General features: G+C 38.1%; 25 protein-coding genes and 1 pseudogene. 12 read left to right on the plus strand and 14 right to left on the minus strand.

Features of this window, described 5'->3' with window-relative positions:
• Window positions 1–493: 493 nt before the first annotated feature.
• A complete protein-coding gene (locus H6F45_RS01590) occupies window positions 494–1393 on the plus strand; it encodes a DUF1338 domain-containing protein (protein ID WP_190346292.1) in 900 nt (299 codons plus the stop codon).
• Between the two features lie 343 nt (window positions 1394–1736).
• Here the strand turns inward: H6F45_RS01590 and H6F45_RS01595 are convergent, their stop codons facing one another.
• Both H6F45_RS01595 and H6F45_RS01600 read right to left on the minus strand, forming a co-directional pair.
• The gene (locus tag H6F45_RS01595; RefSeq protein ID WP_190346293.1) at window positions 1737–3005 is read right to left on the minus strand and encodes a proton extrusion protein PcxA; all 1269 of its coding nucleotides are present in this window, start codon (window positions 3003–3005) and stop codon (window positions 1737–1739) included.
• A gap of 187 nt (window positions 3006–3192) precedes the next feature.
• Complete coding sequence (locus H6F45_RS01600) at window positions 3193–4284, minus strand: nucleotidyltransferase domain-containing protein (RefSeq protein WP_137667734.1); 1092 nt, start codon at window positions 4282–4284, stop codon at window positions 3193–3195.
• A 385-nt stretch (window positions 4285–4669) separates the two neighbouring features.
• Between H6F45_RS01600 and rplU the strand changes: the two genes are divergently transcribed.
• The 3 genes from rplU (at window position 4670) to cruF (ending at window position 7042) form a co-directional block, all read left to right on the plus strand.
• Entirely contained in the window at window positions 4670–5077 is a 408-nt protein-coding gene (gene rplU / locus H6F45_RS01605; protein WP_096566575.1) for a 50S ribosomal protein L21, read from the plus strand.
• Window positions 5078–5114: 37 nt separating this feature from the next.
• Window positions 5115–5393 carry a 50S ribosomal protein L27 gene (rpmA, locus tag H6F45_RS01610; protein ID WP_096566577.1) on the plus strand — a complete coding sequence of 93 codons (279 nt, stop codon included), beginning with the start codon at window positions 5115–5117 and terminating at the stop codon, window positions 5391–5393.
• A 740-nt stretch (window positions 5394–6133) separates the two neighbouring features.
• A complete protein-coding gene (gene cruF / locus H6F45_RS01615) occupies window positions 6134–7042 on the plus strand; it encodes a gamma-carotene 1'-hydroxylase CruF (protein WP_096566581.1) in 909 nt (302 codons plus the stop codon).
• 27 nt (window positions 7043–7069) lie between these two features.
• Here the strand turns inward: cruF and H6F45_RS01620 are convergent, their stop codons facing one another.
• Window positions 7070–7276, minus strand: coding sequence for a hypothetical protein (locus tag H6F45_RS01620; RefSeq protein WP_190346364.1), 207 nt, complete (start codon window positions 7274–7276; stop codon window positions 7070–7072).
• On the opposite strand from H6F45_RS01620, the gene cruG reads away from it, so the two are divergent.
• Complete coding sequence (gene cruG / locus H6F45_RS01625; protein WP_190346294.1) at window positions 7194–8372, plus strand: 2'-O-glycosyltransferase CruG; 1179 nt, start codon at window positions 7194–7196, stop codon at window positions 8370–8372. The two genes, H6F45_RS01620 and cruG, sit on opposite strands and share 83 nt — an antisense overlap.
• A 66-nt stretch (window positions 8373–8438) precedes the next feature.
• Here the strand turns inward: cruG and rnhA are convergent, their stop codons facing one another.
• The gene (gene rnhA / locus H6F45_RS01630) at window positions 8439–9347 is read right to left on the minus strand and encodes a ribonuclease HI (protein WP_137667737.1); all 909 of its coding nucleotides are present in this window, start codon (window positions 9345–9347) and stop codon (window positions 8439–8441) included.
• 523 nt (window positions 9348–9870) lie between these two features.
• Here rnhA and H6F45_RS01635 point away from each other — a divergent pair.
• Complete coding sequence (locus tag H6F45_RS01635) at window positions 9871–10350, plus strand: DUF1499 domain-containing protein (protein WP_096572607.1); 480 nt, start codon at window positions 9871–9873, stop codon at window positions 10348–10350.
• 49 nt (window positions 10351–10399) lie between these two features.
• Here H6F45_RS01635 and H6F45_RS01640 read toward each other — a convergent pair whose 3' ends face one another.
• Window positions 10400–10963, minus strand: coding sequence for a pyridoxamine 5'-phosphate oxidase family protein (locus tag H6F45_RS01640; protein WP_096572608.1), 564 nt, complete (start codon window positions 10961–10963; stop codon window positions 10400–10402).
• A 69-nt stretch (window positions 10964–11032) separates the two neighbouring features.
• On the opposite strand from H6F45_RS01640, the gene H6F45_RS01645 reads away from it, so the two are divergent.
• A complete protein-coding gene (locus tag H6F45_RS01645; RefSeq protein ID WP_096566587.1) occupies window positions 11033–11968 on the plus strand; it encodes a pyridoxal-phosphate dependent enzyme in 936 nt (311 codons plus the stop codon).
• A gap of 74 nt (window positions 11969–12042) precedes the next feature.
• On the opposite strand, the gene H6F45_RS01650 is transcribed toward H6F45_RS01645, so the two are convergent.
• Window positions 12043–12465, minus strand: a complete 423-nt coding sequence (locus tag H6F45_RS01650) for a hypothetical protein (RefSeq protein ID WP_190346295.1) — start codon at window positions 12463–12465, stop codon at window positions 12043–12045.
• Between the two features lie 409 nt (window positions 12466–12874).
• Between H6F45_RS01650 and H6F45_RS01655 the strand changes: the two genes are divergently transcribed.
• Complete coding sequence (locus tag H6F45_RS01655; protein WP_137667740.1) at window positions 12875–13513, plus strand: Uma2 family endonuclease; 639 nt, start codon at window positions 12875–12877, stop codon at window positions 13511–13513.
• Window positions 13514–13610: 97 nt separating this feature from the next.
• Window positions 13611–14369 carry a Uma2 family endonuclease gene (locus H6F45_RS01660; protein ID WP_096566593.1) on the plus strand — a complete coding sequence of 253 codons (759 nt, stop codon included), beginning with the start codon at window positions 13611–13613 and terminating at the stop codon, window positions 14367–14369.
• 296 nt (window positions 14370–14665) lie between these two features.
• On the opposite strand, the gene H6F45_RS01665 is transcribed toward H6F45_RS01660, so the two are convergent.
• From H6F45_RS01665 to H6F45_RS01690, 6 genes and pseudogenes are all read right to left on the minus strand, one after another.
• Window positions 14666–15988 carry a CO2 hydration protein gene (locus H6F45_RS01665; RefSeq protein WP_096566595.1) on the minus strand — a complete coding sequence of 441 codons (1323 nt, stop codon included), beginning with the start codon at window positions 15986–15988 and terminating at the stop codon, window positions 14666–14668.
• 310 nt (window positions 15989–16298) lie between these two features.
• Window positions 16299–17801 carry an NADH-quinone oxidoreductase subunit M gene (locus H6F45_RS01670; RefSeq protein ID WP_096566597.1) on the minus strand — a complete coding sequence of 501 codons (1503 nt, stop codon included), beginning with the start codon at window positions 17799–17801 and terminating at the stop codon, window positions 16299–16301.
• 113 nt (window positions 17802–17914) lie between these two features.
• Window positions 17915–19777 carry an NAD(P)H-quinone oxidoreductase subunit F gene (locus H6F45_RS01675; protein WP_096566599.1) on the minus strand — a complete coding sequence of 621 codons (1863 nt, stop codon included), beginning with the start codon at window positions 19775–19777 and terminating at the stop codon, window positions 17915–17917.
• A gap of 335 nt (window positions 19778–20112) precedes the next feature.
• Window positions 20113–20289 carry a hypothetical protein gene (locus H6F45_RS01680; protein WP_187039704.1) on the minus strand — a complete coding sequence of 59 codons (177 nt, stop codon included), beginning with the start codon at window positions 20287–20289 and terminating at the stop codon, window positions 20113–20115.
• A 231-nt stretch (window positions 20290–20520) separates the two neighbouring features.
• Window positions 20521–20778, minus strand: a pseudogene (locus H6F45_RS01685) (EAL domain-containing protein); the annotation flags it as partial.
• A 223-nt stretch (window positions 20779–21001) separates the two neighbouring features.
• Complete coding sequence (locus H6F45_RS01690) at window positions 21002–22198, minus strand: AI-2E family transporter (RefSeq protein WP_190346296.1); 1197 nt, start codon at window positions 22196–22198, stop codon at window positions 21002–21004.
• A gap of 118 nt (window positions 22199–22316) precedes the next feature.
• Between H6F45_RS01690 and H6F45_RS01695 the strand changes: the two genes are divergently transcribed.
• On the plus strand, window positions 22317–22700 hold the full coding sequence (locus tag H6F45_RS01695) for a hypothetical protein (RefSeq protein ID WP_190346357.1): 384 nt from the start codon (window positions 22317–22319) through the stop codon (window positions 22698–22700).
• Between the two features lie 312 nt (window positions 22701–23012).
• Window positions 23013–24428, plus strand: a complete 1416-nt coding sequence (locus H6F45_RS01700) for an LCP family protein (protein ID WP_190346297.1) — start codon at window positions 23013–23015, stop codon at window positions 24426–24428.
• A gap of 79 nt (window positions 24429–24507) precedes the next feature.
• On the opposite strand, the gene H6F45_RS01705 is transcribed toward H6F45_RS01700, so the two are convergent.
• Window positions 24508–24660 (minus strand): nicotinate phosphoribosyltransferase, encoded by a 153-nt coding sequence (locus tag H6F45_RS01705; RefSeq protein WP_096566607.1) that lies wholly within the window; start codon window positions 24658–24660, stop codon window positions 24508–24510.
• A 42-nt stretch (window positions 24661–24702) separates the two neighbouring features.
• On the minus strand, window positions 24703–24984 hold the full coding sequence (locus H6F45_RS01710; RefSeq protein ID WP_137667745.1) for a hypothetical protein: 282 nt from the start codon (window positions 24982–24984) through the stop codon (window positions 24703–24705).
• A 56-nt stretch (window positions 24985–25040) separates the two neighbouring features.
• On the opposite strand from H6F45_RS01710, the gene H6F45_RS01715 reads away from it, so the two are divergent.
• Window positions 25041–26450, plus strand: coding sequence for a nicotinate phosphoribosyltransferase (locus H6F45_RS01715; protein ID WP_190346298.1), 1410 nt, complete (start codon window positions 25041–25043; stop codon window positions 26448–26450).
• The last annotated feature ends 1 nt before the right edge of the window (window position 26451 follow it).

A 26451-nucleotide genomic window follows, 5' to 3' on the forward strand; every position in this document is an offset into this window, starting at 1 on the left:
CTAGTATCCCTGTGAGTCTGAGTTTACCACGAATACCCCGCTTAATAACAGCATGACCAGGTTAGTCATATTCTCTACGGTACTCATGCCAGTTTAGATTATTGAGAAAAACAATTATTTACGTCTATCTTACCATCCTAAGAGGATGTTTTAAAAGTCGCTGATGGTGTATCAACTATTTCTAGATCCCCCTAAATCCCCCTTGAAAAGGGGGACTTTGACTCTAGTTCCCCCCTTTTTAAGGGGGGTTAGGGGGGATCATGAAGTGCCTAAAATCACGATCCAAAACTTTTCAAACACCCTCTAAGAGATAGCAGCAATTGTAGTAAAACCTATTGCAAGGGTAGGGGAAACGCATCTAAATTTTATTGACAAAACACCATTTTTGTGTATAGTTATAGATAATAACCAAGTTCAAACTGCTTTGGAAATTCTTGCTGAAGTTTTAAGTTTTTTGTAATAGAAAGCTCACGCAAAGACGCAAAGGATAACTATGACATCTGAATTTATTTCTCATCTTTTTTCATTACTTTGGCAAGATTATATTAATAGGGTCAGTTATGCTCGTATTTATCAGCAAATGATTATAAATGCAGGAGGCAATATTGCTAATGACCATATTGCTTTTCGGTCTTTGCGTTTAGCTGTTGATAGTCAAGCAGGTAAAATTAATTTAGGAATTGATTATTTAGGGCAAATATTTGCTAGTTTAGGTTATGTAGTTTCTGGTGAATATGATTTTGCTAAAACTCATCTTTATGCCCGTCATTATTCTCATCCTCAACAAGAAGAATTAGATTTACCCAAGTTATTTATTAGTGAATTGATAGTTGATAAATTACCTGATAATATCCAGGAAGTTATTCAGCAAACTGTTACTAATTCTTCCTCGTTTCATCAATTTAATGAGTTTAATGAGTTAGAACTTAACCAACTATCACAAATCTTTACCCGTCCTTGGAAACCTCCCTTTTGTTCTGTGATAGAAAAAGTAAATAAGGTAACACAATATGGTGCTTGGGTGCTTTTGCATGGTTACGCCGTTAACCACTTTACAGGATATGTCAACCATCAGCAAACATCAAAATATCCAGATATAGATAGTACTGCTGCAGGTTTAGCTAATTTAGGTGTACCTATGAAAGCAGAAATAGAGGGTGATATGAGTTGTGGGTTGCGACAAACAGCAACCCAAGCAGTGACAGAATTTGTAACAGCTATAGATGATAAAACCGATGCAGAAATTAATATACCTTGGACTTATGCCTATTATGAAATAGCCCAACGTTATCTTGTAGAAGTAGCACCGGGAAAGCATCAGTTATTTGATGGTTTCTTAGGCAAAAATGCCCAAAAGTTATTTGAAATGACTCATCTATCTAGGGTTTGCTGAAAAAATGCAAAACCCAGATAAATCAAAGGTTGGAGGCGGATCAACAGGAAAGTAGGTGCAAAGATATACCGTTTTGTGCCTCAAAAACCTTGCACTTTTGTCGAGTTCGAGAGATGGAAAAGAAATTTTCAAATTTCCTCCTGCCTCCTGCTTCAACGAAAAGACTTTCTCAGCAAACCCTATTTAAATAGGAAGGGTGCGGAGTGTGGGGTATCTCACAAGGGTAGGTATTTTACATTGTCGTGAGGGCAAGACTTGGTGGACAAGGTGGACAAGGTGACACTACCCTTGTGAGGTGTGGGGTATACCCATCAATAAATTTAGGAACTACACAAACATTATATTATTCATCCATTTCTTTTAATGTTGCTAATGCTGAAGGTGACAAGCGACTCAAATAACGGAATATCCAGTATTTAAATATAGTATTTAATATGACTGGAAATGTAGCAATAAACAAAAATATGGCGTTTCTACTTGCTGGTAAACCTAAATGTTGAGCAACACCTTCTAAAAGAACTTCCCAACCATGTGGAGAGTGGAAACCAACGAATATATCTGTAATTAAAATAATTAAAAACGCCTTAGCACTGTCACTTAAACCGTAGACTATTTTATCTAGAAGTGACTGAATAAAAACAATATCTTTTTTGCTCAAAGCAATAACCATCGCAAAAGAAATTAGTGATATCACATCAGCAAATACATTACTGATAGCACTACTACTCTGATAGCGAAACTCTTCTGATATTTCGATAGCTTTGTTTTTTACTTCAGCTTTAATTTTTTCTGGTGAAAGTTCTGGTGCTTGACGAAGTAGTCTTTCAAATTGCAATTTTCTCTCAAAACTCTTTAATTCATTCAGTGCTTTTTCCTCCATTTCTGAGTTCAAAAAAATTGTTGGTGTATTTTCACTCTGAAAATACTGTAATATCGGTTTTAATAATAATTGTTTAGAAAAATGTTGCGTTAAAAGTGGTATAATAATCAGCAGTAATAAAAATCTCACTGCCCTCCTTGTTCTCGTTCTAGAAGTTCGATAATTTCTAACAAACTCTTCTTCTGCTGTTGGTGTAAAATCCTTGGCAATTTTATTAAATGTTCTACCAATTGATCTGGGAAATATACCTTTCTTTTGAGTTGCAGATGGTTCTTTAATAATCTCAGTTTCTTCTGAATTTGCCTGATTTGTAACAGTTTCAAGTTCAAGATTAATGCTTAACGGTTCTGTAATTGCTTCATCTTGTTTGCTATACTTAGATATCGTTTCATCAATAAACTTGAGTTTTTCTAATAAGTTTGAATCAGTAGTATCAGCAATGGTAAAACCTAATTGAAATTCTGCTAGTCTGACTTTAATAATAGTCAAATTTCTATTTAAATCTCCTCGCCAAAAAGCCATCACGTTGGCACTATAATTACCTGATTCGGCAGAAATTTTTTTACCTCCAAATTGCTCAATTTCAATTTTTTGAATAGCTTGAGCAGCTTGATAAGCTTCTAAAATAGCTCTTTCTGGAGTTGTGAAAAACCAATGATTAAATGAATGCCAGGATGCTATAATTTTTTGGCTGATTAATCTGGTATTACGACTAAAAAATGATCCTTTCATTGCTGATTATTTACAGGTTTAACAATTTTATATTTTATTTTAATTCAAATTGTCAGCATTTCGCTAGAATACCGATTCATTAATCGTAAGGGCGAAGCATTCGGGCGATAACCTATCGCTGAAACCAGTTCATATTCCGTCCGATGCTTCGCCCCTACAAGGTAAAACAGAACACTGAATACTCCCTTTATTCCCATCCCTGCATTTCTACTAATTCCATACATAAATCATTAATTTGCTCTAAATCAGGTTTATGTGGTAAAGTTGATTGTTGATAAAAAATATCCATTTGAGCAACTAAATCTTCTGCCATTTTCATCAACTCTTCATAAGTATATTCTCCTCTAATAATAGCTTTTAAATCATCAACATCACCCGCAATTCTTCTATCTACAATTACTTCTCCTCTCTGCAAAATTTCTAAACCACTACGCAGTAATCTAATACAGTGCATTCCGTGTTTTAAATCATAACCTGAATTTCTTTCCATTTCTGCTCTAGCAGGATTTCTATTTTGCTGCCAGGATATATAAGCTTTCCATTCTCTTAACGCAATTTGGTAACTTTGACTTTTTTGCAATAAGCGAATAAAATCTTTACGTCCATGAGTTAAATTTTGAGTATATGCCAAAGTTTCATCATTTAAAGCATATTGTTTTAATATTCCTTTAAAATCAATATCTGCTGTCAGCAATTTATATAATTGCTCTGATTCTTCTAAAAATTCTATCTTACCACGAATTAATAAATAAAGATATTCTAAAAAAGCATTGAGTTCATCTTTGCTCAATGGTGCTTCATCTTCGATACCAAAATCCGAGGGGATGGGTTTTTTCCCGGGTGGATTTAATAACCATTTGCGATGAGTTTCCATTTTTTTGATTTGTGCGAAAGCATAACCAGAATAAGTATGTTTAACTTTTTTGCTCAAAAATATTTTTCTATGGTTAATTAAATGTTGTCCCACATCTGTTAAAATAGGATAGGTGGGCAACCATAGTAATTCTAAAACATTAGGATTTGCACCTGCTAATAAATGTAATACTTTCCTTAATTCATAAATAACTGTATCTTGATTACTATCTATAAACGGAAATATTCCTGGTTCATCCCAACCACTATCTTTTTGTTCTATGCTATCAAACCCTAAATAGTAACGTTTAGGTGCAATAAATACACCCCGATAATCATAATCTGAATCAGGGCGATTTAAACCATATCCGTGACTACCTGCTAAACCAATAAAAATTGTTCTTTGTTCAACTTCGATTCTTTGCATAAATCCTGATATCATTATTTAATGATTTGTAGAAATCTAATTGTATGAATTTTCTAGGTAAAAGTCTTGACGAGGATTTTGGATTTATTTGGATTTATTAAACGCTAAACTGTATTATATCCACAGGGCAAAAATAGGGCAAAAAAATCCGCCAAAATCTAACAATTGCCCAAATGGGTCATCAAGTCCAACTTTTCAGCCAAATTTATGATCATTTTTTTAAAAGCTTGACACAATAACATAGATTAAGATAATATACTAGATTGTCTGTCTTATTCCTGCTCGGATCAGGTAGACACACTGCAAAAGCTGGCAAGAGCTATAAATCAAGTCTCTACAAGAGATGGAAGCCAGCTACCTGTACGGCAACTTCAAGGACAATTTCATGACCTACGCAATTATTGAAACTGGTGGCAAACAAGTAAAAGTCGAAGCAGGTCGTTTTTACGACATTGAACTGCTGAGTGCCGAACCAGATGAAAAAGTGACAATAGACGCAGTATTACTGGTGCAGCACGAGGGAGGAGTCTCTATCGGACAGCCACGAGTAGCAGGTGCGACTGTAGAGGGGACCGTAATGCGACACTTGAGAGGTCGTAAAGTCCTGGTTTATAAAATGAAACCCAAGAAGAAAACCCGCAAAAAACGGGGACATCGCCAGGAAATTACCAGACTTTTGATTAACTCCATCAACCTCAATGGTGAAGTTTTGGCGCACGCAGAAGCACCAACTACCCCAGAATCTCCTAATCTGGTAGATAGCACACCTGCTGAAGAAGCTGCTGCTGAATAATAAACAGAAGTAGATAAATTAAAGAGAAGAGGAAATCATGGCTCATAAGAAAGGAACAGGTAGTACACGCAACGGTCGTGACTCTAATGCTCAACGTCTGGGTGTAAAGCGTTTTGGTGGTCAAACTGTGCTTGCAGGAAATATTCTTGTCCGTCAGCGCGGTACTAAGTTTCACCCTGGTAACAATGTCGGTATTGGCAGTGATGATACTTTATTTGCCTTAGTTGATGGCGTTGTTACCTTTGAAAGAAAAGGCAAAAGCCGCAAAAAAGTCAGCGTTTATCCCGCGATCGCTGCTGAAGCGGTAGCAAGTTAAGTCTTAGGGAACAGGGAACAGGAGAGAAAAATTAATAACTCCTGCCTCCTGCCTCCTAAATTCAAATAAACCTGTGTAATAAAGCACCTGCGCCTAAACCAGAGAGTGCAAATATAGATGTCAGCCAAAAACCTAGACCTTCTTTGAACCCAGCCGACTGAAAGTCTATCTTGGCTAAGATAGTCGCTGAGAGGATAAGTAAAAGATCAAGAAATATACGAAACCAAGCCAGCATTAAAAAGAATAGAAAAGCTGCTAAAACGGTGATACCAAAATTCCTGATATTAGATTTGGACAATATACTGTAATACTGTACCATTTTAGACCAGGGAGTTGTCAAGCTGGCTAGTAATACCAAGATACCAAATACAACTATTAACCACACAAACAAAGTGGGTTTGGTTTCTGATATCACCCAGCCTAACGCACTATAACTTAGAAGTAATAGTGTGAAGGAAAACCAGGGAATTCTTTGCAAGTTTGACATAAAGGTGACTGGGGACTGGGGACTGGGGACACTTCGACAAGCTCAGTGCATCGCTGGGGACTGGGAACAGGTAAAGAATTTTCCTATCTCCCGACTTCTGGGTATTTATACTTTTTTGAGCATGAAACCAAATGAACTTTCAATTTTCCCGGATTATTTCTTAAAAATTAGTTAAATTATGATCTTAAACATTTGTAAACTATTAGCAGTCGAGTATCCTTATGTCATATTTTAGGAAGGTTAAGGACTGATCATGAGACAACTAGTTATTGTTGAGCGCGTATGCCTGATTGGTCATATCGTATCCATGGTGTTTGGACTGGTAGGGATATTACTGGTTATTCCTAATGCCGAAGTGATTTTGAGCTTATCTGAGGTCGGTCAGACTGTCATGCAGTGGAGCATGGCTGGTGGCGGTGTTGCCTATATGATTTTAGGTGCAGTGGGTGTGTTCCTGTATGCGTACCGAAATTTGGGTTTAGGAAGGGCTTTGTGTTTTTTAGTGCCTTCGGTGTCCATTTCTTTGACAAGTGAGTTATTGGGAACTAGCACAGGTTTTCCTTTTGGTCACTACAGCTATTTGAGTGGTTTGGGTTATAAAATTGCGGGTTTAGTACCGTTTACTATTCCTTTGTCTTGGTTTTATGTGGGATGTGTTTCTTACCTGCTGGCGCGTGTAGGTTTAGAGGTAGATAAAAAACCCAGTTTATTACGTCATTTAGGGGCGATCGCTCTCGGTGCTTTATTGCTCACTTCTTGGGACTTTGTACTTGATCCGGCAATGAGCCAAACTTCTCTTCCCTTCTGGTATTGGCAACAACCTGGTGCTTTCTTTGGAATGCCTTATCAAAACTTTGCTGGTTGGATGGGTACTGGTTCAGTGTTTATGACAGTAGCGGCGCTGTTGTGGAGAAACAACCCCATTAAATTAGAGCGATCGCAACTCAATATTCCTTTAGTAGTTTATTTGGCTAACTTTGGTTTTGCCACAGTGATGAGTTTGGCTGCTGGCTTCTCTATCCCTGTATTGCTGGGTGTGTTACTTGGCGTTGCACCTGCTGTAGCACTGTGGTTAAGAGGATCCGATGCATCCACTTCCGTAGCTGTGGAAGCAGCAAAACAGGAAGTTTCTGTTGGTAATGTGAAAGTTGCTTTAAAGTAACTTCAATAGTGCTGAGTCAATAATTAATTAATTACACTCAGCACTAACTTGGTAATTGGTAATGGGTAATGGGTAATTGGTAATTAGTATAAATTTTATATTTTCTGCCTTCTGCCTCCTGCCTCCTATATTTTTAATTGGTATACATATTTTGATTACAGAAAGCATTATTTCACTTCTACTATTACTGATCCAAGTACCAGCAACGGCGCTGTTATTGTCACGTTTGCTCAAGGGTCCCAGAAGACATCCACCTTTGCAACCACAACAACCAACCCCGGATATTTTGGGTAGTGTGAGTGTGGTTGTTCCCACTTTAAATGAAGCTTTGCGTATTAGTCCCCTGTTAGCTGGGTTAAGTCGGCAAAGCTATGAAGTCCGAGAAGTTATTGTTGTGGATAGCAGATCCCAGGATGGTACTCCCGACTTGGTAAAAGCTACACAACAAAAAGATCCCCGCTTTCGGGTCATGAATGATGATCCTTTACCTCCCGGTTGGGTGGGTCGTCCTTGGGCTTTACATAACGGCTTTTTGTTTAGTTCCCCAGACAGTGAGTGGTTTTTGGGGATGGATGCCGATATTCAACCTCATCCCGGTTTGGTCGCTAGTTTGGTGAAAACAGCCCAAACAGAGGGTTATGATTTGGTTTCCCTGTCTCCTCAGTTTATTCTCAAGTATCCTGGTGAATGTTGGTTACAACCGGCTTTGTTGATGACGCTGTTATATAGATTTGATCCTGCGGGTATTCACACTGAACAACCGGAAAGGGTGATGGCTAACGGACAGTGTTTTTTATGTCGGCGCTCGGTTTTAGCGGCTGTAGATGGTTATAGCACTGCTAAAGGTTCTTTTTGTGATGATGTTACCTTAGCGCGAAATATTGCGGCGGCTGGTTTTAAGGTGGGGTTTTTGGATGGGGCTAAAGTTTTCAAAGTGCGGATGTATGAGGGAGCAAAGGAAACTTGGAAGGAGTGGGGGCGCAGTTTAGATTTAAAGGATGCTTCTAACCGCGCTCAAATTTGGGGTGATTTATGGTTATTGTCCTCTGTACAGGGTTTACCCATATTGATTTTACTGGGCTTTCTTCCCCTGCTTCCCCTGCTTCCCCTGCCTCCCCTGCTCCCCCTGCGCCTGTTATTGGGACTGAATATATTTTTACTGGTAATTCGCTTTGCTTTGTTATTGGCGATCGCTCCTTCCTACGACCGTAAAAATGCTCAGGGTGGTTGGTTGTTCTGGCTTTCTCCTTTAGCTGATCCCCTCGCTGTGCTGAGAATCTTTTTATCTGCACTCCGCAAACCCAAGGAATGGCGAGGAAGAAAGTATTGAGTAGGTGACAGGTGACAGAAAAGAGTTTTTACCAATTACCCATTACCCATTACCCATTACCATGATTTATTCATTGTCATTTACCACTTGATCACCTCTTTCTAGTTCCCAAAGAATTTGATTTCCTTCCCGTCGTACCCGTGAAACTATCCAATTTCGCCAACGCCATTGATCTCCCCGACTGGTGACAGCACTTGCATGGACATCCATCAAGTCTGCTAGTTCGGAACTGGTGATTAAATAGCCTTTTTCGGCAATTTCGTCAGCAACCCGCAAAGTTTCAACTAGGTTGCGGAGGTGTAAAACCCTCATCTCAGGTGGTTTTTCGTTGTTTGTGGTTGCAGCTGACGCTGTAGATGGTTCCATAGTGGTTGTGTCTGATAAAAAAGTTCTGCTTTCCGAAATGTTTTCTTTGATTTGTGTAGAGTTGATTGGAGAATCAGATACTTTTGTGAAATTTACATTGTTTGTATTGGTTAAGGTTGCATCAAGATTTTCCGGGGATAATTGTTGAAGAGATGGAATTTTGCCGCTGGCAAAGGAGCGAGCAATCACATCACACCTTTCGTTACCTATGTTACCAGAATGTCCGCGCACGTGCTGCCATTTTACAAGTCGGCTGTTGAGTCTATCCAGGGTTTCTAACAGGTCTTGGTTTTGGACTGGGTTTCCGTCTGCTTTTTTCCAACCTTTCTTTTTCCAACCCTGCATCCATTTGGTAACACTGTTAATGAGATATTCGCTATCGGTGTACAGGGTGATGGGTTGGGTTTGTCCAGATGTAGCAAAAAATTCTAGGGCAGCGATCGCCGCTTGCATTTCCATTTTATTATTGGTGGTATGCCGGGATGCGTCCCCCATTTCGTAAACTGAACCATCATTAAAGTAAACAACAACACCCCAACCACCAGGACCAGGGTTGCCAGTGCAAGCACCATCGGTATATATGCTTTGAATTATGCGTTGTGTAGACATGATGAGTGATTAAAAATTCAAAATTAAAAATTAATAATGAGTTGCACACAGAGATTAGCAAAAAAGGGTTTTATAAATCAAGTCATCAAAGTTGCACCCTCAGTCATCAATTATCAGTCATCAGCCAATAGTATTATTAGTCAAAATGAAGCAGTTTTGATTTCAATAATGTTATTTACATCTATAGTGATCCGATTTGATTCATGAATTTTTCGTGGAGGCAGGGAACAGGGAACTCTTAACAGGAAAGAACGCTGTCAGTATTTATGGTGAGCGAAGCCGAACCATGTACTGAGTTCTGTTCAAAAATCAAATAGGAGTCCTATATTTCTGTTAATTATGTTTATTTTATATGTTTATTTTAGATAACTAAAACTATTCTCTATTCCCTATTCCTTCTTCACTATTTTCTAACTCCACAAAAATACTTTCAACAATATTCCCAATTTATATTAATATTTTATTGTCATTTATTGTCAAATATCAAACAATGATTCAATTAACTGTAGTCAAGAAAATCATCATGCAATATCTAAACACATTTCCACAAAGGATAAAGAGTATTACATTAGCAATACTCTTAACCTTATTTATTGGTTTCATGCTTCCTGCTGTTACATGGGCAACTGGTTTAGGAGTGACATCAGGTTATCTGAGTCCTTGTCCCAATACAAATAACTGTGTTGTCAGTCAAAATGCAGATACTAAACACGCCATTGATCCGATTATTTATCATGTAGACCGTGATCAAGCAAGAAAAACCTTACTCCAAGTTCTCACTGTTGTACCACGTACAGAAGTTATAGAACAAACAGATAATTACATTCATGCTATTTCTAAAAGTCGCATCTTCAAATTTGTTGATGATGTAGAGTTTTATTTACCAAATGATGAACCAGTAATTCATATCCGTTCAGCTTCTCGTGTGGGAGAGTCGGATCTTGGTGTCAACCGCAGACGTATGGAACAAATTCGTTTAGCTTTGCGTGATTTAAACATTTAATTGAAATAGAAATCAAATATTGATTTTCTAGCATCATCTATTCATCAAATTACCTTTGATTGTGAACCTGAGACAAGGGAGTTAACAAACCATCAATACTGACAAAATTTTTCTGTTGATGATATTCTTTAATTCCCTGTTCACCTTTCTTAATAGCCCAGTTAACTAAAGTGTCTCTTTGTCTTTTATATTCATAAAATGGCACAGCAAAACCACAGGAAGTTTGCACCCTGTCAATATCAGCAACAATTATTTGCCGAGTTCCGTTAATCGGAGGAAATAAAGAATACAAATAATCCCATTCAGCAGCATTAGGTAATATAGTTTTTCCCTGTCCATAAAGCCGCAAAATAGAAGGTGGTTCTTGAAAAGCGCAAAACATAAATGTAATTCTGCCATTTTCTAACAGATGGGCAGAAGTTTCATTACCGCTACCTGTGACATCTAAATAAGCAACCCGATGGGGTGAAAGAATACGAAAGCTATCTAAACCTTTAGGAGAAATGTTAACATGACCAGTAGGACTTAAAGGGGCAGTCCCAACAAAAAACATCTGCTGATTTGCAATAAATTTTTGCAATTCTTCGGTGATAGATTCAAAAACTTTAGCCATAAACAGTTTGATAGTTTTTGCAGATTTGTTATTTTCTACCATTCTCACAAAGCTTAACTTGTGTTTGAAATGTCGTCAATATTTTTATCTCCACCTCTAGAAAAAATTAATCATCAAATAGCTGATAGTGCTGGTGTTGAGTTATATGTATTCCGTCTTGATCTCATGCACCCCCAAATTAATGGTAACAAATGGTTCAAGCTGAAATACAATTTATTAGAAGCTCAGGAAAAAAAATACTCTACCATTCTTACTTTTGGTGGTGCTTATTCTAACCATATTTTTGCTACCGCTGCCGCAGGTAAGGTTTTTGGTTTGCGTACTCTTGGGGTGATTCGTGGAGAAGAAACTTTACCGCTGAATCCTACCTTAAATTTTGCCATAGAACAAGGCATGGAGTTAGTATATTGCGATCGCACAACTTACAAAAAACGGCACACAAACCAACTACAGGAAGAATTAAAACAACGATTTGGTGAAGTATTCATCATTCCCGAAGGTGGTGGTAATTTAAATGGTGTGCGTGGTTGTACAGAAATCATGGAAAACCTAAAATATCTTGACATTGACACAATTTGTCTCGCCTGTGGCACAGGTACAACCCTAGCTGGAATTGCTTTATCATTACATTCAAATCAGAAAATTATCGGATTTCCTATATTAAAAGGTGGAGAATTTTTAGCACCACAGATTACAAATTTAACACAAGATTATATTCAATCCGGTTTACCTGTACCAGTTCATAATCCGGCACATTGGCAATTGCTATACAATTACCATTTCGGAGGTTATGCAAAAGTTAACCAAGAGTTAATTAAATTTTGTCACACATTCCAACAGGAACATAACATACCCCTAGATTACGTATATACGGGAAAAATGTTTTATGGTGTAATGGATTTATTAAAAAAGGGATTTTTTTCACCAGGTAAAATACTATTAATACATACTGGTGGGTTACAAGGAAATTCTGGTATCGAAGAAAAATTACTTAAAAAAATATGAAAAACATATTTAATTAAAACAAATTTTTTACCACTAAGATCCCCGACTTCTTGAAGAAGTCGGGGATCTGAAAATCATAAAGTTACACCATGTTTTTTAGCAATTTCAGTAAGTTGATCATACTGATGTTGTGCTGCTTTCGTTAAAATTGCTTCTGCTTCTGTGGGATCAGTACCATCTTTAGGAATTAAATACTTCACATAAAGAGAAACAAAATCAACAACAGCTGCTAAACCAGACAAATCATGTTTATCAGATTGTTGTCCAGCAATAACAGCAACTAAACCAGCACGAATAGGATCAGGTTTCAATTTCATAAACTGATCAATTAGCTGTTTTAAATAATCTGCTGGTGCTAAATTTTGCAACTTACTTTGATCAGGTTTAAATTCCAATCCTGCGGCTTTAGACTGTTCTAAAACACACCATTCTGTAAATTCTTGCAGTGCAGCATCAGTAAGTTTAGGGAGATATTGGTACAGTTCTAAATTAGACACAAGGTGACACCAAATTGAGGTTTTTTAATTGCATCAAGTCCACCCTAACCTACTGTTTGATAGAGTTTTGTAATAAAACTGACAATATAGGTTTTAGATCCCCCCAACCCCCCTTAAAAAGCAGGGCTGTTTCATTCGTTTAAGAGGGTACATTTGTCAATATCTTTAGTGATAGTTTTTGAAACAAAATTGATGTGAACCAGCTACAATACCAGCAGCAGGAGGCGCAACAACACTCGTAGTTCGCTATTTGCTAAATTACCTCCTGCTTGAACTAGACTGTCAGCAGCTTTTTTCAAATATTTTCGCATTGTGAATTGGTATGAGATACCGGACTTCTTCAAGAAGTCCGGTATCTATAAACTTGAGGATTGCTATAATAAAATTAATATACATAATAAAATAAACTATGATAGCCACTACAACCCCAGCAGAAACGAGAACTTTAGTAGAAAACATTAGCTGGCAAACATTTAAAACTATGCTGGCAGAAATGGGATGTAACCGTAACACCAAATTTGCTTATGATCATGGAAATATAGAAATTATGACTCCCCAAATGCCCCATGAAAATTCTAACCGTAATATAGAAGGTTTTGTAATAATTTTATGTGAAGAATTAGGATTAGAAATTAAACGCGCTGGTTCTTTGACATTAACGAGAGATGATATCCAACGTGGTGCAGAACCAGATAGTAGTTATTACATTCAAAATGAATATTTAGTGAGAAGTAAAGATAAAATAGATTTAGCTATTGATCCACCACCAGATTTAGTTTTAGAAGTGGAGTATTCCCGACCCCAAATTGATAAATTAAAACTTTATGCCGCTTTGGGTATTCCTGAATTTTGGCGTTATAATGGTAGTAAATTAAGAATCTATACTCTCACCAATGGAGAATATTTAGAAGTTGAAATCAGTCCCACTTTTACACCTATAACTATCAAGGAAATTCCTGGATTTTTGGCAGAAACTTCAAACATCGGAGAAATAGCGACAACACGCATTTTTAGAAATTGGGTGAAAGAACAATTATGGAAAAAATGAAACATTAAAACCTTAAAAATCATTGTTGAAAAACATGATTTGTTTTTTGAAGCCAAAATCTAAAATCTAAAATCCAAAATCTAAAATCTAAAATAAAATGACTTACTCACCACCTTTACCCCCACAAACAGAACCACCCCTTCCCCCAAGGGAAACCTTACCCACAATGTATGATTTACCAAGCGAAAACCAGGAGGAAAAAGGTTTGCCAGATGATTTTCATTTTTTACAACCCTTACTTTTATATTTGACTTTTCAACCCATAAACTGGAATCCAGAATTAGTTTATAGTGCTGCGGATCTCAATCTTTATTATGATCTACAACATCCTTTATGGTATAAAAGACCTGATTGGTTTGGTGTAGTTGGAGTTTCTAAATTATATAATCATCAAGATTTGCGTTTAAGTTATGTCACTTGGCAAGAACCAGCTAACCCTTTTGTGGTAGTTGAATTATTATCACCGGGAACAGAAGAAGAAGATTTAGGAACTAAAGCAAGTCAAGCAGATAAACCCCCTACAAAATGGGAAGTTTACGAACGCATATTAAGGATTCCTTATTATATTGTTTTTAGTCGTTATACCAACGAAGTCCGCGCATTTCAATTAGTAGGTGGTCATTATGAATCTGTAAATTTTATTGATGGACGTTTACATATCCCAGAAATAGGTTTAAGTTTGGGGTTATGGGAAGGAACATTTCGTGGTATTCCTAAACTTTGGTTGAGGTGGTTTACATTAGATGGGGAATTAATTCCCGAACCTTCAGAAGAAGCAAAGGCAGCGAAAATAAAAGCCGAAAAATTAGCGGAAAAATTGCGTAAATTGGGTATTAATCCTGATGAAATTATGTAATAGTAAATAACTACTCAATTAGGGGTTGCTGAGAAAGTCTTTCCGTGAGGGCATAGGAGTCAGGAGTCAGGAGTCAGGAGTCAGGAGAAGATTTGAAAATTTCTTTGCCATCTCTTGAAATCCCAAAAAATGCACACTTTTTCCGGTATACCCTTCAAAACCCTTGCACTAATTTCTGTGTTTATCAGCCTCTAACCTTTGATATATCAAGGTTTTAGGTTTATTCAGCAAACCCCAATTACGTAGTTTAAGTGTAGATACCGGACTTTTTAAAGAAGTCTGGTATCTTTAGCTGATTAACGATAATCTTGACTTTGAACACTCCGCAATTTCGCCGCATCTCTCATACCATAATCAGCACGGGTGAAGCGATTCAATTGCATTTCAAAAAACTCCCGATTTGCCTGTAAATGTTTAGGATTGGGATCATCTAAAGGATATAACAACGCAGTTCTTAAAGCTTGAATTACCGCAGATGTGACATTGTACATTGAACGTTGGAAAGTTACACCCAACTGAATCAACATATCATCTTCACCCCGACAATGTTTTTTGTAATAATCAACTAAATATTGGGGCAGAAAATGCAACATATCCTGCATTAATAATGTGGGTGGAATACCCGCAGTACCTACAGGGAATACGTCAGCGTAAAGAATGCCATAATGGAAGTCTTTTTGGTCTTCTGGTACTTGTCCTGCTTGGGCATTATAAGACTTTGTGCCTCTAAATGGTGCAGTCCGGTAAAATACAGCTTCTACATAGGGTAAAGCTGCTTCATATAACCAAGTAAAACCTTTAGATTTGGGAATGACTTCATAACATTCACCATCAACATAAACATGATGATAAATAGGACGACCGGCGATCGCAAAAATACCATTCACTAAAAAATTCATGGCATCAGGAACACCTTTAAAACCGCCTTCATCATAAATATCCGACATTTCAAAAAATACCGGTGCCATTACTTCCCAGAAAAGTCCTAAATTGGCATAATAAGACATCATCCGGCACTGTTCCAAAAACATATCAGGGAACAGTTTATAAAGTCCCAACATTAAAGGATTTTTCTTAAAGTAAGCTTTAATTGCTTTATCAGCATTAGCTTTATATTCATCCGAATCTAAATAGGCATCAAATTGATTTACAGGGGCGTACATTTTCCGATGCCATAACATCGCTTGCATACAAGCTTCCGCAAATTCCATGTTAATTCTGTCATGGAATAAATGATGTAGTAACTTTGGCATTTTGCGAGTTTCACCCTTTTCCATAAATGCCAAAAGTTCAGGATGTGCTGTAGCTTCACCGCGCCAAATTCTTAAATCAGCATCATCCCCTGCATAATGATTATGTAAGTCTAAATATTCTTGAGGTAAGAAATATTTAAAAGCAGGCAGAGGATTTAAAAAGACTCTTTCCCCAATATAAAGCAAGTCGCGCCAGTAAAAATCCATCGGTACTGCGTAAGCTTTATAAATACCGATGATTTGCATTAAGTTTTCTGGTGTATCTGGCAGCATTGAACCACCAGCTTCTAGACGATGAATGACATCGGCAAATTCGTGATTTGATGGTGGTAGTTTGGTGATTGGTTTATCGGGAGTTTGTACCATTTTGATTTCCTATATTTATGAATTTATCACGCAGAGACGCAGAGGCGCAGAGAGATTTAAGAGGTTAATAAATGTACTAGATTATCTATCTTATTCCTTTTCTTCTTCTCATTCTTCTCTTCCTTAGTGTTCTTCGTGCCTTCGTGGTTTTTCTCGTTTTTTTCTCGTTCCCATACAGAGTATGGGAATGAATTTTAAAAGGTTCTGCCTTTTAGTTTTTTTACAGTAGAGGCAGATCCTCTGAGATAGCATTCCCAGTCTCAGACTGGGAACGAGATCAATTTTTCTGACAAGCTGACAGCTTAAAAAATTACTTCAAAGCCACTTGAGAAATTACGGTTTTTTCAGGAGTAGGAATAGCTGCTACCATTGCTGTAGTTGTGGTTTCACTCCAGCGCACTAACCAGGTAGGTTGTACTCCCAAGAAAATGATCAGGGAAGCTAATATTAATGCGGGAATTTTTTCTGCCCAAACCACTCTGGGATAATAAGCTAAGTCGTTATTTAGTCTACCGAAACAGGTGCGGTTGAGAAGAATAACGAAGTAAACCGCAGTTAAACCAGAGGAAGCTACACACAATAATGTGGGGATGGGGAAGGTGGAAAAACTGCCTTGGAAAACGATAAATTCTGCAATAAAACCAGTTAAACCAGGGATACCGGCGCTGGCCATACCACCTAACACCAGTAAAGCACTGACGATAGGTAAACCGCGAATAGGACTCATTAAACCATTGAGTTTATCTAGTTCTCTTGTTCCAACTTTGGTTTCTACAAGTCCCACTAAATGGAAGAGAATAGCCAGAATTAAACCATGACTAAACATTTGCGCGACTGCACCAACTAAGGCCAGGTTGGTACTAGCTGCGGCTGCAAGTAAAATATAGCCCATGTGTCCGATTGAACTATATGCTACCATGCGCTTGATGTCTTTTTGGGCGATCGCTACAACTGCCCCATAAATTGCACTAACAGCACCCCATATTGCTAAGGTTGGTGCTACTACATTCCAAGCTTGGGGAAATAAACCAAACCCAAATCTTAAGAGTCCATAAGTTCCTAATTTAGCTAAAATTCCACCTAATAAAATAGCAATAGGTGCAGAAGCTTCAACGTAAGCATCAGGTAGCCAAGTATGGAAAGGAATTAAAGGAATTTTGATGCCAAAACCTAAAATTATTCCTACTAATAATAACAGTTGCATTCCCGCAGACAGGTTTTGAGTATTAACCGCATCTAAGGCAAAACTATGAGAACCACTTAACCAAACTATGCCCAGGAATGTTGCTAAAATAAATGCCCCGGAAACTGCTGTATAAATCAAAAATTTCATCCCAGCATAGGCGCGTTTTTCTCCTCCCCAAATGGAAATTAATAAATAGAAAGGTATTAATTCCAATTCATAGAAAAGGAAGAAAAGTAGTAAGTTTTGGGCTAAGAAAGCACCAGCAACACCACCGCTAACTAATAAAATCAGCGAATAGAAAAGTTTAGGACGTTCGGTATTTTGGTTACTGCTGTAAATGGCTATCCAAGTTAATAAGCTATTCAATATCAACATTAGAATTGATAGCCCATCAACACCTAATTGATAATTTAAACCCAAGGTTTCATTCCAAGGTAAATTCTCTTGAAACTGCATTCCTGGACTATTGATATCAAATTTCAGCAGGATGAAAGCATTCCACAATAGAACTACAAAGGAAAGAGTTAAAGCTACTAATCTAGTTCTCGTTTTAGGAATGACTGTATCTGGTAAAAATCCGATAATTGCAGCGCCAATAATTGGCAACCAAATTAAAACACTTAACATCTTTGGTAATTGGTAATTGGTAATTGGTGATTGGTGATTGGTGATTGGTGATTGGGTAAAATTATGATATTTTGTTTCCTAATTTTCTTTCACCTATCACCTACTGATAGCTTTTAAAAAACCAAATTCATGAACTGCACACCCCAGAAAGGCCATGTAACCCAAGCACCTAAAACGCTAACTCCTAATAAAACAGTGAAAGCGTAAAATTGGGTTTGTCCATTGTTGCTATATTTCAACCCTTCCCCACCTAATAAGGAGAATAAACCGACAAAATTAACAATGCCATCAACGACAAATCTATCCACCATGTCAGCTAATTTAGAAAGTTGGGCAACGCCAAAAATGATGGTCATTTTGTAAAGGTTGGGGGTATAAAAATCGTAAGCAAGTAAATTTTGTAAACCTTGGAAGGGTAAGCGAACTGGTTTAGGAATAATGTTTCCTAAATAAATTACAGCACTAATACTGCAACCGAAAATACTTGACCAAATAAATAACAGTGCCACATCTTTATTTAATGTTGCCCAACTAGGTAATAAAGATAAACTTTCCAACACTAAAGGCAGATGTAAAACAAAACCAAATAAAACCATCATTGGTAAAACCATCAACCAAATAGCTTCCGGTGAACGTTCACTCATTTGTTTGGGTTTACCACCAAAGATTAAACCAAATTCTCTGGTTAAACTAAAGGCTGTAAACACATTGACGGCAATTATTATTCCTACTAACCAAGGGTGTGTTCCCCATAAACCATCAGCTAATTTTACTAATGCCCAAAAACTTCCTAAAGGTGGGAAACCAATTAAACCCAATGTTCCCACAATAAATGCTAAACCGGAAATGGGACGACGTGACCATAAACCACCGAGTTGGGTAACGTCTTGGGTGACACTATTCCAAACTATTCCTCCGGTACTCATGACTAAAAGTGCAGCAGATAAAGCATGAGTGAGGACTAATAATAATGCGGCTTCATCCTGTTGTGTGCCTACGGCGATAAACACTAAGCCCATGTAAGCACTGACAGAATAAGATAAACAGCGTTTGATGTCAATTTGGGCGATCGCAATTAATGAACCACCAATAGCTGTAACTGCACCAATAGCTACCATTGCGGAGGAAGCTATGGGAGACAAACTAAATACAGGTTGTAATTTAATCAGCACCCATGCACCACTGGCAACTACCACTGAGTTCCGTAAAATGGTACTGGGAACAGGTCCTTCCATTGCTTCATCCAACCACAAATGCAAGGGAAACTGAGCGCATTTACCCATTGGACCGGCAATTAAAGCCAAACAAACCAAAGTAATAATTGTCGGGTCTACTTGGGCAGTTTGCGCCCAAATTGCTAAATCTTTATAATCCCAAGTTCCTGCTAAAGTCCACAGTCCGAGAACTCCCATTAACAGGAATAAGTCACCAACCCGCTTGGTTAAAAACGCATCTCGCGCACCGGTCACAACCAATGGTTGACTAAACCATAAACCTACCAACAGGTAAGTTCCTAAAGTGAGAATTTCTAAAACTACATAACTGAAAAATAGGTTATTACATAAAGCTAAGGCACATAAACCAGCTTCAAATAAACCTAATAAAGAATAAAATCTTCCCCAACCCCAGTCCATTTCCATATAACCCACAGCATAAACTTGGGCAAGGAAATTTAAACCCGTAATAACCATTAATGCCCCTACATTAATTGCAGAGAGTTCTAAATTAATAGTTAGTTTTAAACCTGCTGTGGATAACCAAGGAATAAATACCTCTTTAGCAGGATGATTCCAAGTACCCAGAAAGGCTATTGCAGAATGTAAAAACGCCAAAAATGTCATTACTAAGTTGACATAACCTGCCGGTCTTGGTCCGGTTTTCCTGATTATTCCCGGCGACCAAGGTAAAGCTAAAACACCACCTAATAAAGCATAGCAAGGGACTAGCCAAACGGTCTCTAGCAGGTACTGAGACATGAACTCACCTCTATATTTGCACTGAATATTGTTGCTTGTTTGTCAACAAGCGTTGATCCCTGATGATGTTAACTAGAAATAATAAGACAATTTTATTTTTGCTTAATATTGTTAGATATAGCTTACCGTTATCTCTGCCAAAAGGGAATTACTTAACTAGATAAATCCACGATATTTTATCTAATTTTTTCTTATAGTTCTATGGATTGATTTATCTGATAGTATCTATCGTATAGAATCTATGAATATACCAAACAACAGGAAATAGCGGGAGCAAGGTCAAAAAAATTAATTCTTGCTCCTGACTCCTGTACATAAACTGCGCCAGAAAGTTTCTACTGACTTCTAGAAATTTGCAATTCTGCTATAATTGGTGCTGATGAGTTTATGTAGCTAATAGGGGCGGGTTTCATATCTCGGTAGTCGAGGATTTGAACGACAATTAGGTAAGCTATAGCTAAAAGTATAGAAATTGCACCTGTAATAATGGCGACTATTTTTGAACGGTTCATCAGAATTTCCTAAAAGTTAAAATTTGATAGTTGATAGTTGATAGTTGATAGTTGATAGTTGATAGCCTATTCCTGACTCCTGACTCCTGACTCCTGTACGGGCGTTCGCGAAGCGTGCTGGAAGCATCAGCATTCGGGCGTTCGCGTAGCGTGCCGAAGGCAATCAATTATCAATTTTTATCACAGGTTATTTTCCGAATGCTTCGCCCCTACTTCGCCCCTACTTCGCCCCTACGACTCCTGACTCCTTGAACTCCTGACTCCTTCTTTAATGAGTTCTGTAGCTTGTTGGGCAGAAAGAGGTTTATAGAACAGATATCCTTGCACATCATCACAATTAATAGACTTTAAGAAATCTAGTTATTCAGGCTTTTCTACTCCTTCAGCAATTAGTGTTAACCCCAAGCTGCGTCCCAAGTCAACTATAGCCTTGATGATATGAGCTACTTTAGCATCTCTGGCCAATTCTTTGATAAAAGACCGATCAATTCCATGCAGATGAAAGGGTTTTTCCAAGGTTTGTAAAATTCTGGGAGCTACTTGAGCTACTTATTCCTGATGATTCAATACAGCAAAATAACTATGAGATACACCCGACTTAAAGCCTGTAAAATAGACAGTGCCGACACTTCTAGAATAAAGCAGGAAGAAAAAGTCGACTTTTGTTCGCATTAGTTAGGGCTTGTCGAATAAATGTAAAACCTAGATAGAGTTAGCCGTTTTGTATCGGCTGACGGCAAGGAACACCATCAGAAACACTGAGAGAATTATTGCCTGGAGGTGAAGGAGATGCTTCTGGTGTCATGGGTGCGGCTAACTCTCCAGAAGCAGCGTTTTCTGTTTCATCACTCATAATCGGTGGACGAATGGCGCTAATAACTGTCTTGATGACAACAGCACAAGGAACCGCCACAATCACGCCCAAAAGTCCACCGATTCTTGCCCCAGTCAAAACGGAAATGAGTATCCAAACTGGATTTAAACCTGTAAAACTTCCTAAAATCCGGGGTGCAATGATATTTTCCAGAATTTGCTGCACGATGACTGCGGCGGCTAAGACTCTAGCACCCATCCAAAAGTCTTGTAGGGAGACTAACAAAGTTGTCATGGCGATACCCACAGAACCACCAAAGGGGATTAGCGCCATAATGCCGATAGTTAAGCCAAACAACAACCCATAAGGCACTTTCAACCACAAAAAGGTGGGAATCAGAGCCGAGGCCATACAAGTAGATAAAATCAACTGGGTGATAAAGAAGTTTTGAAAACTTAGGCGTACTGTTCGGGAAAAAGGTTCACGAAATTTAGTAGGGAGCCATTCTACTAAGCTTTGCCAAAGTTCACCGCCATGTTGCAATAGATAGAAAGTCAAAACCATCGTTAACAGAAAGTCTAACAAGCTGGTAAAGGTGACGACAGCGAGATTTAATACTTGTCCGGCTATAGCTTGCAGTTGACTCTTGACGCGATCATTAATTTGCACGACGATAGCATCAAGATTAATCGGTAAGCCCATCATCTCGGCTTTCTCATTTAACATCATTAACTGCGATCGCCCAGAGTCTATCAACTCTGGTAAACGGGCTACTAACTGCTGGGCTTGAGTTAGGGCTAGAGGAAAGAGGGTGACACCCAGCGCCAATAAAATTGATAAAGCTGATAAAAATACCAAAATGGCGACTTGTTCTCGTCTTGCACCGTGCTTTTCCATCCAACTTACTGGGTAGTTAAGCAGAAATGCCAGCACTGAGGCTCCGACTAAAATGACTATCAAAGAGTGGAAATAATGAAAAATTGCCGATATCGCCCAACCATTGAGAACTAATAGAGGAGCGAATAGCGCGATCGCCCCGATTCGCGCTACTGGTGTAAATGTTTGCCACCAGTCAAGTAGCTTTCGTGTCTGCATTTTTAGCTGATTGGGGATAGAACTAAATACAACTTAAGCTAAATTCTTGTTTACAGACTATTATCTCTAACTATATGAATCTTATGTCTTCCTCTGGTTTATGATGAGACCCTCCACAATGGAAAATCTACCACCTATTGATAATTACCCACCTGCTCCAGAAACTGCCACTTCTAAAAGATTGCTGCTTTTATACTTGATTCCTGTCATCGGCTTTTTTCCTTCCCTTTGGACTCTCTATCGCCATGAGGGTAGTCGGGAACAACTGGCCGTGAGTCGTCTGTCCATTACCTTGGGCTTTACATGGATGTTAGGGTACTTGCTGTTAGCAACTGGGGCAGCTACTTCAGATTTTTTTACACTCCGGTTGTTAATTCTTAACAGTTTTCTCACATCTGGTTACTTTTTAGTGAGTGTTTGGTTAATTTCTCGTGTCATTCAAGGCAGGTCTTATCCTTTGCCTGGATTCAGTAGTTTTGCCGAGCGAATACTGCGTAAATAGTAAATTTACATTTGTTCATGTTTTTAACAATCTGAGGATTGATACCAGCATTTATAGGTAATCTACCCACCAATATCATCAAATAATCAAATTTGGTTTATTATTGCCATACTTCCATAAACTACTTCCATCAACTTCCCGGATGATCAAAAAATCAACAGAAATGCAGGTAAAGGTCTTGTAGTATCTACGATAGGTAAGTAAGTAGACAACACCAAGAATTATCCATCATGGTCTAATTTATTTACATATATTGAGTTGGTATTGAGTAAGCAAATTTACGGTATTTTAGCAGTCAGTGTGAGGAAATCTGTGACTAGTCAAAGAACATCAGCAGCAGGCAAAAAATCAGCGAAAGCTAAAGCTAAAGGCAAAAACTCTCGCAAATCAAAATCAGGTCGCTGGCTATGGTTTGCGGTGGGTATGGGCGGGATAGCAATGGTCTCAGGTATGGCAGGGGCTTTGTTGGCTGTTTCTTGGGATAGTACACCTTTGCAGCAAGCTCAGTTAAGTGCTAAGGAGGCGGCAGTTTTTGATAGCGATCGCATTTCTGGCAATGGCTTCCAATTTTCTCAATTAACTCGCCCTGTGAATATCTTGGTGATGGGGATGAGTGTACTGCCTCCAGATATCCAAAATCCACCTATTGAAACCCAAGGACTTAGATATCTACCCCAAGTTAATTCTTTTGACGGTCTTGCTGATGTCATGCTCTTGATCAAGTTTGATCCAGATACCAAAAAAATAGTTATGCTTTCCATTCCCAGAGATACCCGGACAGAGGTTGAAGGGTTTGGGTTGAAAAAAATTAACGCCGCCAATGTCGATGGTGGACCGGCTTTAACTGCTAAAACTGTCAGCAATCTCTTGGGAGGCGTGGGAATTGATCGTTATGTCCGCATTAATGTCTTGGGTGTTGGCAAGTTAATTGATGCCTTGGGTGGTGTAACTGTCTATGTCCCCAAAGATATGAAATATAAGGATGATTCTCAACATTTATATATTAATTTAAAGGCTGGTAAACAGCATTTGGCAGGTGATCAAGCACTACAATTACTCCGGTTTCGCCATGATGAACTCGGAGATATTGGCAGGATTCAACGGCAACAAATGGTATTACGTGCCTTGATTGAACAAAGTCTTAATCCAGCAACATTAACACGATTACCAGAAATTCTAGAAACAGTGAGAGAACATATTGATACTAACTTATCTGTTGAGGAACTTGTGGCTTTGGTTGGTTTTGGGGCGCGAACCAATCGCTCTAATATGCAGATGTTAATGCTTCCCGGTCGTTTTAGTGAAAAACATGAGTATGAGGCTAGTTATTGGATACCCGATCCACAAATAATTAATAAATTAATGGTGCAAAACTTTGGTTTAGAATCAACATCAGTTGATCCTGAAATCACTGATCCCTCTCGGCTACGGATCGCAATTCAAGATAGTACAGGTGGCGATCGCTCTCAAATTCGTCCCTTAATTGCAGCTTTAGAACAAGCTGGATATCGTAATATCTTTATTTCTCGACCTTGGGGTGAACCTTTGGATACTACTCACATTGTTGCTCAACAAGGTGATAGTGATAGTGCTGAATCTATTCGTAATACTTTAGGTTTTGGAGAAGTGCGGGTTGAAAGCACTGGTAATATCGCCTCTGATATTAGTATTCAAGTAGGTCAAGATTGGTTACTACATAAACCAGTGTTTGAAAATATGGTTAGGTGACAGGTGACAGGAAGATGGGGAGTTGGGGAGTTGGGGAGATTTATTCTGTCTCCTGAACTCCTGAACTCCTAAGAAAAATCTACCAAGATGCAGCTTTACGTCTCTTATAGGGAACGCCAGTAAAAGGTTGAAAACCAGTGACAGGATAAGCGTCATCTGTAGGGCTAAAAATTCGCATGAAGGCTTCAGAAATAAATTGGGTCATACTAGCAAGCATTCTGGAGATAAACATAATCTAAGACTCCTTTTTTATGCCCTTTATCTGAGATATCTATTACTTTAATGCTGATATTTGTTGGTTGCTCATATTCGCAATATATTTATATTTTACGCAATGTTTTTTTAGATTGCTTTGCAATACTTCATTGAGTTGAAGAATCACACTTTTTCTTTTAATTCTAATTGTAAATTCTTGGCGAGTAATCGGGTATTTTTCTGACATAATTATTAGTCTTACCATTAAAAACTGTGAAATAATAGATATATAAAGATATATAAAGATTAATTTGCCTTGATTGGCAAGGTTTTCAGGCATCATCTTTTCTATACTTGACATTAATTATGGTATGATTTACCATAATAAGAGAAGCACTCTTAGTAGGACGCTTTCAGATGACAGCTTTTGCAAATGTTGATGATGACAAGTACAGATACCAAAACCCAGAACTGAATCTTTGTCCTGAAAATTATAGTTTGCTGACAGACCTTTACCAGCTAACAATGGCAGCTTGTTACACAGGTGAAGGAATAGAACAAAAACGAGCCAGCTTTGAATTGTTTGTTAGACGCTTACCTGAAGGGTTTGGCTATTTAATAGCGATGGGTTTGGCGCAAGCTTTGGAATATTTAGCTAATTTTCGTTTTAATTCTGCCCAAATTGCTGCTTTACAAAGAACAGGTATATTTTATCATGCACCTGAGCGTTTTTGGTCATTATTAACAGAGGGTTGTTTTACTGGGGATGTGTGGGCAGTCCCAGAAGGAACTGCTGTATTTGCTAATGAGCCATTATTAAGAATTGAAGCGCCTTTATGGCAAGCACAAATAGTAGAAACTTATCTTTTAAATACACTTAATTATCAAACATTAATCGCTACCAGGGCTGCTAGATTACGTAATATTGCGGGGGAAAAAGCAAAACTCTTAGAATTTGGCACACGCAGAGCTTTTAGTCCTCAAGCTTCTTTATGGGCTGCAAGGGCAGCTTTAGCAGGTGGTTTAGATGCCACTTCCAATGTGTTAGCAGCATTACAACTAGGTGAAAACCCAACTGGTACAATGGCTCACGCTTTAGTAATGGCGTTATCAGCTTTAGAAGGAAGTGAACAACAAGCGTTTATAGCTTTTCATCAATATTTTCCGGGTGCGCCTTTATTGATTGATACTTTTGATACTGTTGCTGCTGCTGAAAAGTTAGCTAAAAAGGTAAATAGTGGGGAAATGACATTAACTGGGGTGAGGTTAGATTCTGGTGATTTAGTTAGTTTATCAAAACAAGTGCGATCGCTCCTACCACAAATTACAATTTTTGCCAGTGGTGACTTAGATGAATGGGAAATACAAAGATTAAAAAATCAAGGTGCAGAAATTGATGGTTATGGTTTAGGCACAAAGTTAGTAACAGGTTCTCCTGTAAATGGAGTTTATAAATTAGTAGACATTGATGGTATTCCGGTGATGAAAATGTCTAGCGGTAAGTTTACTTATCCTGGTAAAAAACAAATTTTTAGGTCTTTAGTTGATGGTAAATTACAATCTGATAGATTAGGTTTATTAGATGAAAATTCTGGGAAAGAAAAACCTTTGTTAGAGTTAGTGATGAAATCAGGTAAGCAGATAAAACCAACAGAAAATTTACAAACTATTCGAGAAAGAAGCGCATTATCTGTAGCGAGTTTACCGCAGGAAACAAGAAGTTTAGAAAATCCAATTTCTGTAAAAGTAGAAATTTCGGAAATGCTGCATGAGTTGAAGGAAAAGACTAAGAAACTAACCGCAAAGAACGCAAAGGACGCAAAGTAAG

Origin of the sequence: Sphaerospermopsis sp. FACHB-1194 (assembly GCF_014696235.1) — a bacterium.
In the GTDB taxonomy this organism is placed as follows: domain Bacteria; phylum Cyanobacteriota; class Cyanobacteriia; order Cyanobacteriales; family Nostocaceae; genus Sphaerospermopsis; species Sphaerospermopsis kisseleviana.

Coding starts and splice junctions, on each gene's coding strand:
- H6F45_RS01590 (WP_190346292.1), top strand. CDS start 494: ATGACATCTGAATTTATTTCTCATCTTTTTTCATTACTTTGGCAAGAT.
- H6F45_RS01595 (WP_190346293.1), bottom strand. CDS start 3,005: ATGAAAGGATCATTTTTTAGTCGTAATACCAGATTAATCAGCCAAAAA.
- H6F45_RS01600 (WP_137667734.1), bottom strand. CDS start 4,284: ATGCAAAGAATCGAAGTTGAACAAAGAACAATTTTTATTGGTTTAGCA.
- rplU (WP_096566575.1), top strand. CDS start 4,670: ATGACCTACGCAATTATTGAAACTGGTGGCAAACAAGTAAAAGTCGAA.
- rpmA (WP_096566577.1), top strand. CDS start 5,115: ATGGCTCATAAGAAAGGAACAGGTAGTACACGCAACGGTCGTGACTCT.
- cruF (WP_096566581.1), top strand. CDS start 6,134: ATGAGACAACTAGTTATTGTTGAGCGCGTATGCCTGATTGGTCATATC.
- rnhA (WP_137667737.1), bottom strand. CDS start 9,347: ATGTCTACACAACGCATAATTCAAAGCATATATACCGATGGTGCTTGC.
- H6F45_RS01635 (WP_096572607.1), top strand. CDS start 9,871: ATGCAATATCTAAACACATTTCCACAAAGGATAAAGAGTATTACATTA.
- H6F45_RS01640 (WP_096572608.1), bottom strand. CDS start 10,963: ATGGCTAAAGTTTTTGAATCTATCACCGAAGAATTGCAAAAATTTATT.
- H6F45_RS01645 (WP_096566587.1), top strand. CDS start 11,033: ATGTCGTCAATATTTTTATCTCCACCTCTAGAAAAAATTAATCATCAA.
- H6F45_RS01655 (WP_137667740.1), top strand. CDS start 12,875: ATGATAGCCACTACAACCCCAGCAGAAACGAGAACTTTAGTAGAAAAC.
- H6F45_RS01660 (WP_096566593.1), top strand. CDS start 13,611: ATGACTTACTCACCACCTTTACCCCCACAAACAGAACCACCCCTTCCC.
- H6F45_RS01665 (WP_096566595.1), bottom strand. CDS start 15,988: ATGGTACAAACTCCCGATAAACCAATCACCAAACTACCACCATCAAAT.
- H6F45_RS01670 (WP_096566597.1), bottom strand. CDS start 17,801: ATGTTAAGTGTTTTAATTTGGTTGCCAATTATTGGCGCTGCAATTATC.
- H6F45_RS01675 (WP_096566599.1), bottom strand. CDS start 19,777: ATGTCTCAGTACCTGCTAGAGACCGTTTGGCTAGTCCCTTGCTATGCT.
- H6F45_RS01680 (WP_187039704.1), bottom strand. CDS start 20,289: ATGAACCGTTCAAAAATAGTCGCCATTATTACAGGTGCAATTTCTATA.
- H6F45_RS01690 (WP_190346296.1), bottom strand. CDS start 22,198: ATGCAGACACGAAAGCTACTTGACTGGTGGCAAACATTTACACCAGTA.
- H6F45_RS01695 (WP_190346357.1), top strand. CDS start 22,317: ATGGAAAATCTACCACCTATTGATAATTACCCACCTGCTCCAGAAACT.
- H6F45_RS01705 (WP_096566607.1), bottom strand. CDS start 24,660: ATGTTTATCTCCAGAATGCTTGCTAGTATGACCCAATTTATTTCTGAA.
- H6F45_RS01710 (WP_137667745.1), bottom strand. CDS start 24,984: ATGTCAAGTATAGAAAAGATGATGCCTGAAAACCTTGCCAATCAAGGC.
- H6F45_RS01715 (WP_190346298.1), top strand. CDS start 25,041: ATGACAGCTTTTGCAAATGTTGATGATGACAAGTACAGATACCAAAAC.